Genomic DNA, 3,289 nt, shown 5'->3' on the forward strand with positions numbered 1-3,289 from the left:
AGAACGCCGTGTTCATCCTGCCCAAATGGCGCGGCAGGAACCCGTCCTACGGAAGCGTCTGGCGGCAGACCGGGAGCGCCGCCGACGAGTGGAACGCCGAGCAGGCGGCCCCGTAGCCGCCGAAAGATGAGGTGACCGGTATGGCGACCATCGACGAACGCCTCGACGAGCTGGACGACAACGGCTTCATCGTCATCGAAGGGGCGCTGACCCCCGACGAGACGGAACACATCCGTCAGCGGATCAACTACGCCCGCGAGCAGCAGTGGGAGGAGGGGCTCAATCAGGTCGGCAACATGTGGTTCGATACACTGCTGGACCGGGAGCCGGAGACCTACGCGCCCCTCGTCGGTCACCCCAACGTGCGCCCCTACCTCGAAGCGCTCATGGGCAAGCAGTGCCAGCTACGCAGCCTTCGCGCCCACATCAACCCGGGGCCCTACCTCCAGGAGTGGCATCTCGACTTTTACGGCTACTGGCACGAGAAGCGTCAGGCGGCACAGCATCGGATCGCGGTTCCGCCAGTCGGCGTCAATACGACGTTCTACTTCCAGGACAACGGGCCCGGCGAGGGACACTTGAAGTACATCAAGAAGGGACACGTCTCCGAACCGCCGTTCCTGTATCCGATGGATCGACCCAAGTTCGAGGAGTGGTGCGAAGCCCAGGAGCACGTCGTCATCTATCCGAAGGCGGGCGACTGCGTCGTGTTCTACAGCCATATCCCACACCAGGGCGCCAAGGAGCGGGACGACATGGAGCGCAGCAACGTCGTGTGTCATTACCAACTGACGCCCATGCACGAGGGAGCCTGGCACGTCTCCCGCCCGCGCGGTTACCAGGGAACCTTCCCGTTCCTGCGGTAGCAGCGCCAGGCTCAGTCGTTCATGTCGGAGATACAGCTCGCTTCGTAGGGGCGACCTGACGGGTCGCCGTGGCCAGGAGACGGGCGATCCACCGCATCGCTGCGACGGGACGGTGCCCCTCGACCCGGAAGGCATCCACGGAACAGACGACTCACGGCGCCGACTTGAGCGCGGCCCAGGCGGACGCCAGTCGATCCCGTGGTTGGACCGCGAGAACCCGACCCGCTTTGGCGTTGCGGTAGTCATCGTCCGTCGGTCGGTAGGAGGACTTGTTCGCCCACATGAACACGTCCCATTGGTCCGTGCTGTTGCTCTGACGCCACCAGATCATCATGATGTTCTCGCCGTCGAGCAGCTTGTGGCGATGCCCCTCGCGGGTTCCGCCGTCCCACTTCCACGGCGCGGGCATGTCCGCCTCGAAGATGCGGTTCGCCGCTTGCGCCGCTGCGTTCCCGGCGTCCTGGAGCTCCTTCGGCTTCGCCTTGGGGATGTCCTTCCCATCGACGCCGACGACCCAGAGCCAGTCCGACTGGTTCGCCGGGTTGACGACGCGTCCCCAGAAGTACCACTCGCCGCCCTTGCCTCCAGCCTTGGAGATGTCGAAGCGGTAGAGGAGCCATCCGCCGTCGACGCCGCGTGTGTTCGTGATCGCGTCACCAAATGCGTCCTTTTCCAGGTCGAGCTTCGCCTCCGCCTTCCGCAGTTGGTAGATGTTCGGCGAATCCCGTTCGTCGAAGTCCTCCGCCTCGAACCAGATCTGCGCGCCGCCGTCGACGTCGGACACCTTCCACTTCTTCACCGCATGCGCCGACGCCGCGACCCACAGGAGCATGGCCGACAGCAGCGCAGACACGCACCGTCGTTCGCTCTGTCCCATCTCGCCCTCCCTATCCGATCGGTGCGGAGTCGAGCCCTCAGCCGCCCGACTCCGCCCGAGGCGACTCAGAAGCCCGTTTTCAGGAGAGCCCATGCCGTCGCCGCTCTCCCGCGCGGATCCACCGCCGTCGCGCTGACTTCCTTGGCTGCCTTGTAGTCGGCATCGGTGGGCGTATAGCCCTCCTTGTCCGCCCACATGAACGTATCGAACTGGTCCGTGTTGTCGCTCTGACGCCAGAAGACCACCATGACGTTGTCGCCGTCGAGCAACGGCCGGACGTGGCCCTCTCCCTTCGCCTTGCCTCCCATCCATGCCCACGGCGGCGGAACATCCTGCTCGAACACGCGATGCTTCGCCGTGTCGGGCGCGTCGAACGTCGTCGTCGGAACCGTGTTCCCCTGCTCTCCCTTGATCCAGAGCCAGTCGGACTGGTTCGCCGGGATGACCGCGCGGGCCCATAAGTACCACGTCCCGGCTTTGCCGCCCGCGACGCTGATGTTGAAGTTGTACCGGAGGAACGCGGTCGGAGGCGTTCCGGCGCCCTGGGCGTTCGTAATGGCGTCGCCGTTGGCGTTCGCCTCGAGCGGCAGATTCGCCTCGGCTTTGCGGAGCTTGTAGTACTTGTCGGAGTCCCTGGCGTCGAAGTCTTCGGCTTCGAACCAGACCTGAGCGCCGCCGCCGACGTTAGAGTACTTCAGCTTCTTGACGGCGTGAGCGGGAGAGACGATCGCGAACCCGCAGATCAGCGCGAGCGCGAGACCACACACTAATTGCCGCTTCACCTGCATGTCTCCTCATCCTGGGCGAGAACCGTGACGAGAGGAGCCCCGACGCATGCGACGAACACCGCTCCCTGGCACCTCCTTTCCGTGACGATGGAAAAGTCAGCGGATCGCCCGATGGCGTCCAGACACCAAGCTACCGAATAACGACGAATATGTCAAGATAGTGTTACGAGCGCGCGGGCAGGTTCGGATTGCGGATGGGCGCGAGGCCGCCTCGTCACTCACACGAACGACGCGAACGCGACGTCGTATTCCGGGTCGGTTCGGTGGTTCCAGGGAACCGGGATGTCGCGCCAGAGCGTGTCGTACGCCGGATAGCCCGCATCACGCATGATCGAGACGTAGTTCTGCGTGAACGCTCGGCAGGCGACGCACTCGCTCCGAAGCGCGTTGGACCCCCAGGCATCCGTCAGAGCGCTACCCAGGGCAGGCGAGACCAGCGAGGCGATCTCCGGCGTCAGCGACGGGTCGCCCAGGTGCTGTGCCAGCGCCAGCGGATCGGTGACGTACCGGAACAGCATCTCCGGGACCGGCGTCTGGCGGGCGTCGCCGAGAGGGTATTCCGTCATCCAGCAGCAGGGGGTGACGGGCCCGCCGTTGACAGCGATCTGGTCGTCGCCTTCGGAGCCGAGGAATCCCTGAGCGCCCGCGTGGTGGTCGCAGAACCGGACGCCCGATGCCGACTCGACCGCGACGCCTGTTCTTACAGCACGCGCGTTCGGCACGAGGTCGTCCACGATGAAACCGCCGAACCATTTCCC

The 3,289-nt window shown here is 65.0% G+C and carries 3 protein-coding genes; 1 reads left to right on the plus strand and 2 read right to left on the minus strand.

What is annotated here, in order from left to right; translation table 11 throughout:
- The first annotated feature begins 140 nt into the window (after positions 1–140).
- Positions 141–866: a phytanoyl-CoA dioxygenase family protein gene (locus tag FJZ36_18590; GenBank protein ID MBM3216907.1), complete on the plus strand. Its 726-nt coding sequence runs from the start codon at positions 141–143 to the stop codon at positions 864–866.
- Positions 867–1,017: 151 nt separating this feature from the next.
- On the opposite strand, the gene FJZ36_18595 is transcribed toward FJZ36_18590, so the two are convergent.
- Positions 1,018–1,743 carry a hypothetical protein gene (locus FJZ36_18595; protein ID MBM3216908.1) on the minus strand — a complete coding sequence of 242 codons (726 nt, stop codon included), beginning with the start codon at positions 1,741–1,743 and terminating at the stop codon, positions 1,018–1,020.
- A 65-nt stretch (positions 1,744–1,808) separates the two neighbouring features.
- Positions 1,809–2,525, minus strand: coding sequence for a hypothetical protein (locus FJZ36_18600; protein ID MBM3216909.1), 717 nt, complete (start codon positions 2,523–2,525; stop codon positions 1,809–1,811).
- Between the last annotated feature and the right edge of the window lie 764 nt (positions 2,526–3,289).

The organism is Candidatus Poribacteria bacterium, assembly GCA_016866785.1.
In the GTDB taxonomy this organism is placed as follows: domain Bacteria; phylum Poribacteria; class WGA-4E.